We start from the raw sequence: 4,825 nt of genomic DNA, 5'->3' as shown, positions 1-4,825 counted from the left end.
CTCGTCGGGGACCGCCCGGCCAGCGGCTCTACCGGTCGCTCGGGTTCGAGGACGTCGCACCGAGCCTCGGGATGGCGCTGCCGATCCACTGACCGGCGCGCACGACCGGGCTCAGCGCTCGATGACGTTCTCGAACGGCTGACGTTCCACGAGTGCTGCCACCTGCCGGCGCACCAGCTCGATCGACCGCGGCACGCTGAGGTCGGTGTTCCCGCCCACGTGCGGCGTCAGCACCGTGTTCGGCGTCGTCCAGAGCGGGTGGCCGGCCGGGAGCGGCTCCGGGTCGGTGACGTCGAGCGCCGCCGAGAGCCTGCCGGACCGCAGCTCGGCGACCAGGGCGTCGGTGTCGACCACCTTGCCGCGCGCGACGTTCACCACGAGGGCGCCGTCGGGCAGTGCGGCGAGGAGCTCGGCGTCGACCAGCCCCGCGGTCTCGTCGGTCAGCGGGGTGATGAGCACGAGCACGTCGGTCGCCGCCGCGAGGGTGCGGAGTTCCGCGAAGGAGTGCACCTGCCGGCCGTCCTGCTCGCGTGCCGTCCGGGCCACCACCGTGACCTCGGTGCGGAACGCCTCGAACCGGGTCGCGATGGCCGAGCCGATCGCCCCGTACCCGACGACGGTCACGCGTCGGTCGGCGAGGGACCGCGTCGTCCGGGAGTCCCAGACGCCGGCTGCCCGGTCAGCCTGGAACGCCCCGAGCTCCCGCAGGCTCGTCAGCGCGAGGCCGACCGCGAGTTCGGCGGTCTCGTCGTCGTGGATGCCCCGACCGTTCGCGAGCAGTGCGTGCCCGGGGACGTGCGGGACGGCGTGCTCGTAGCCCGCGCTCGGCAGCTGCAGCAGCGCGAGGTTCGGCAGGTCGTGCACGAACTGCCACCGGTGGCGTCCGGCGAAGTAGAACGGCAGGAGCGTGATCGCGACCTCGTCCGGCCGGTCGAACGGCTGCTCGACGTCCCACACCGCGAGCTCGACGCCCTCGGGTACCGGGCCGAAGCGGTCGACGAGCTCCTGGAACGGGAGGGTGACGACGGGCATCAGGCGATGCCCGTCGTCATCACGCCGGCCGACGCCTGCGCGCCAGCGGACGACCCGCTCAGGAGTCGGTCCGGGGCGAGAAGGACCCGTGGTCGTCGAGCGGGCCGCGACCGACGTAGCCCTCGGTGACGTCCTCGGTGATCACGTCGCCGAAGCGTGCCGGGAGCGTCGCCGCGTGCGTGCCGCGGAGCTCGTCGACGGTGGCCTCGAACGCGCCCTGGACCTCGAGCGACCCGCTCGCGGCGTCGGTCACGCCGATGCGGAGGACCGGGAACCCGCGGCCGTCGCACAGGCCCTGGAACCGGACGTCGTCCTCACGGCGGACCGTCACGATGACGCGGCCCGTCGACTCCGAGAACAGCGCGGTCGCGGTGTCCACACCGTCACGGGTCTCGAGCTCGTCCAGGACGACGCGCGCGCCGATGCCGAAGCGCAGCACGGACTCCGCGAGGGACTGGCCGAGGCCGCCGTCCGCGAGGTCGTGCGCACTCGTCAGCAGCTGCTCGCCCGACGCCGCGTGCAGGAGGTCGGCCAGGGCCTTCTCCTGCTCGAGGTCCACCGCCGGAGGACGGCCACCGAGGTGCCCGTGCACCGTGCCGGCCCAGGCGGAGCCGTCGAGCTCGAGCGCGGTGGTGCCGAGCAGGTAGATGTTGTGGCCGTCGTCCTGCCAGCCGGACGGGACGCGCAGGGCGACGTCGTCGATGATCCCGAGCACGCCGACCACGGGGGTCGGGTGGATCGGGGTCGTGCCCGTCTGGTTGTAGAACGACACGTTGCCGCCGGTGACCGGGATGCCGAGCTCCATGCAGCCGTCGGCCAGGCCCTCGACGGCCTCGGAGAACTGCCACATGACCTCGGGGTTCTCCGGCGAGCCGAAGTTGAGGCAGTCCGTGACCGCGGCCGGGACGGCGCCCGTGACGGCCACGTTGCGGTAGGCCTCGGCCAGCGCCAGGCGGGCGCCCTGCTTCGGGTCGAGCTGGCAGTAGCGGCCGTTCGCGTCCGTGGCGATCGTCACACCGAGCCCGGTCTCCTCGTCGACGCGGATCATGCCGCCGTCGTCGGGGAAGGACAGTGCGGTGTTGCCGAGCACGTACGTGTCGTACTGGTTCGTGACCCAGTTCTTCGACGCGAGGTTCGGCGACCCGAGCAGCTGCAGGAACTGCGCCTTGAGCGCGGGGCCGTCCGCCGGGCGGTCGAGCGAGGCGGCCGTGTCGGCCTGCAGCGCATCGATCCACGTCGGGTAGGCGACGGGACGGTCGTACACGGGACCGTCGACGGCGACCGTGCGCGGGTCGACGTTCACGATCTCCTGACCCTGCCAGTCGATGACGAGGCGACCGGTGCCGGTGACCTCGCCGAGGACGCTGGTCTCGACCTCCCACTTGCCGACCACCGCGAGGAAGTCGTCGAGCTTCTCGGGCCGCACGACCGCCATCATGCGCTCCTGGCTCTCCGACATGAGGATCTCCTCGGCGGTGAGCGTGGGGTCGCGGAGCAGCACGTCGTCGAGCGAGATGTGCATGCCGCCGTCGCCGTTGCTCGCGAGCTCCGACGTGGCGCAGGAGATGCCGGCCGCGCCGAGGTCCTGGATGCCCTCGACGAGCTCCTTCTGGAACAGCTCGAGGCAGCACTCGATCAGGACCTTCTCGGCGAAGGGGTCGCCTACCTGCACGGCCGGACGCTTCGTCGGGCCGCCCTCGGTGAAGGTGTCGGACGCGAGGATCGACGCACCGCCGATGCCGTCGCCACCCGTGCGGGCACCGAAGAGCACGACCTTGTTGCCGGCGCCCGAGGCGTTCGCCAGGTGGAGGTCCTCGTGCCGGAGGACACCGACCGCGAGCGCGTTGACGAGCGGGTTGCCCTGGTACACCGGGTCGAAGTAGGTCTCGCCGCCGATGTTCGGCAGGCCGAGGCAGTTGCCGTAGAACGAGATGCCGCCGACCACGCCGTGCACGACACGCTGCGTGTCCTCGTGCTCGATCGCGCCGAAGCGGAGCTGGTCCATCACGGCGACCGGGCGGGCCCCCATCGAGATGATGTCGCGGACGATGCCGCCGACACCGGTCGCGGCGCCCTGGTAGGGCTCGACGTACGACGGGTGGTTGTGCGACTCGACCTTGAAGGTGACCGCCCAGCCGTTCCCGACGTCGACGACACCGGCGTTCTCGCCCATGCCGACCATGAGGTTCTTCGTCATCTCCGGCGTGACCTTCTTGCCGAACTGGCGGAGGTAGTTCTTGCTCGACTTGTACGAGCAGTGCTCCGACCACATGACGGAGTACATCGCCAGCTCGCCCGAGGTGGGGCGACGGCCGAGGATCTCCTTGATGCGGGCGTACTCGTCGGCCTTGAGCCCGAGCGCCTCGTACGGCTGCTCCTTGTCGGGCGTCGCGGCGGCGTCCTGGACGGTGTCGGGCTTCGGGCGAACGTGTGTCGTCACGGTGGTGTCGTTCCCTGTCACTGGAGTCGTGTCCGTCGTCACTTGACGAGCGTCGACTCGATCACGGAGGTGAAGAAGGTGAGGCCGTCCGTGCCGGAGGCCATCGCCGCGGGGGTGTCCGGGCCGAACCCGGGCTCCGTCGCGTGCTCGGGGTGCGGCATGAGCCCCACGACGTTGCCGCGCTCGTTCGAGACGCCGGCGATGTCGTCGATCGATCCGTTCGGGTTCACGCCGACGTAGCGGAACACGACCTGGCCGTTGTCCTCGATGCGCTTGATCGTGTCGGCGTCCGCGACGAAGCGGCCGTCGGCGTTCTTCAGCGGGATGGTGATCTCCTGCTGGGCCGTGAAGCCGCTCGTCCAGGCGGTCGCGGTGGTCTCGACGCGGAGCTTCTGGTCGCGGCGGATGAACTGCTGATGGGCGTTCCGCGTGTGCGCGCCGGGGACGAGGCGGGCCTCGGCGAGCATCTGGAAGCCGTTGCAGATGCCGAGCACCGGCATGCCCTTGCCGGCGGCGTCGATCACCTCGGCCATGATCGGGGCCTTCGCCGCGATCGCGCCGGCGCGGAGGTAGTCACCGTAGGAGAACCCGCCGGGGAGGACGATGGCGTCGACGCCCTGCAGGTCGTGGTCGCCGTGCCAGAGCGCGACGGGCTCGGCACCGGCGAGTCGGACCGCGCGCTGGGCGTCGCGGTCGTCGAGGGATCCGGGGAAGGTGATGACGCCGATCTTCATCGGGTCACTGGCCCTCGACGCTGACCGAGACGACGTCCTCGATCACGGCGTTCGAGAAGACGTCGGCCGCGATCGCGCGGACCTCGGCGAGCTTCGCGTCGTCGACCGGGCCGTCGACGGCCACCTCGAAGCGCTTGCCGATGCGGACGTTGGTCAGGTCGGCCTTGCCGAGACGGGCGAGCGCGTTGCCCACCGCCTTGCCCTGGGGGTCGAGAATCTCGGCCTTGGGCATGACCTCGACGACGATCGTTGGCACGTGTTCACTCCAGCACTTCGGGGATGGGTGGGACGAGACCAGTCTAGGCGGCGGGCGCGACGCGCCCGACCGCTTGTGGAGAAGTGTTCGGGAGCGTATATTCCAAGTCGAATAGTCGCATTCGAACACCGGACTGGAGGCACGGATGGCGTCGCTCACACCGCTCGCGTTCGCCGCGCTCGGGCTCCTCGCCGAAGCGCCCATGCACCCGTACGAGATGTTCCAGACGATGCTGCAGCGTCGCGAGGACCAGAACGTGAAGGTCCGGCCCGGCACGCTGTACCACCAGATCGGTCGCCTCGTCGACCTCGGCTACGCCGAGGCGCTCGGCACGGCGCGCGAGGGCAACCGCCCGGAACGCAC

4 protein-coding genes and 1 pseudogene are annotated in these 4,825 nt (G+C 70.8%); 1 reads left to right on the top strand and 4 read right to left on the bottom strand.

Annotation, left to right across the window (positions count from 1 at the left end):
• Positions 1-111: 111 nt before the first annotated feature.
• Genes I59_RS16370 through I59_RS16355 form a run of 4 tightly spaced genes read right to left on the bottom strand, consistent with a single transcriptional unit; the run spans position 112 to position 4,462 of the window.
• Positions 112-1,032: a 2-hydroxyacid dehydrogenase gene (locus I59_RS16370; protein WP_022904802.1), complete on the bottom strand. Its 921-nt coding sequence runs from the start codon at positions 1,030-1,032 to the stop codon at positions 112-114.
• A gap of 58 nt (positions 1,033-1,090) precedes the next feature.
• Positions 1,091-3,493, bottom strand: a complete 2,403-nt coding sequence (gene purL, locus I59_RS20255) for a phosphoribosylformylglycinamidine synthase subunit PurL (protein ID WP_022904801.1) — start codon at positions 3,491-3,493, stop codon at positions 1,091-1,093.
• Between the two features lie 17 nt (positions 3,494-3,510).
• On the bottom strand, positions 3,511-4,206 hold the full coding sequence (purQ, locus tag I59_RS16360; protein ID WP_022904800.1) for a phosphoribosylformylglycinamidine synthase subunit PurQ: 696 nt from the start codon (positions 4,204-4,206) through the stop codon (positions 3,511-3,513).
• A gap of 4 nt (positions 4,207-4,210) precedes the next feature.
• Positions 4,211-4,462, bottom strand: a complete 252-nt coding sequence (locus I59_RS16355; RefSeq protein WP_022904799.1) for a phosphoribosylformylglycinamidine synthase subunit PurS — start codon at positions 4,460-4,462, stop codon at positions 4,211-4,213.
• Positions 4,463-4,607: 145 nt separating this feature from the next.
• Between I59_RS16355 and I59_RS16350 the strand changes: the two are divergent.
• Positions 4,608-4,825 (top strand): annotated as a pseudogene (locus tag I59_RS16350) (helix-turn-helix transcriptional regulator); the annotation flags it as partial.

The sequence above is a fragment of the Curtobacterium sp. B8 genome (assembly GCF_000333315.1).
Classification (GTDB): domain Bacteria; phylum Actinomycetota; class Actinomycetes; order Actinomycetales; family Microbacteriaceae; genus Curtobacterium; species Curtobacterium luteum.
This window is presented reverse-complemented; position numbering and strand designations above follow the sequence as displayed.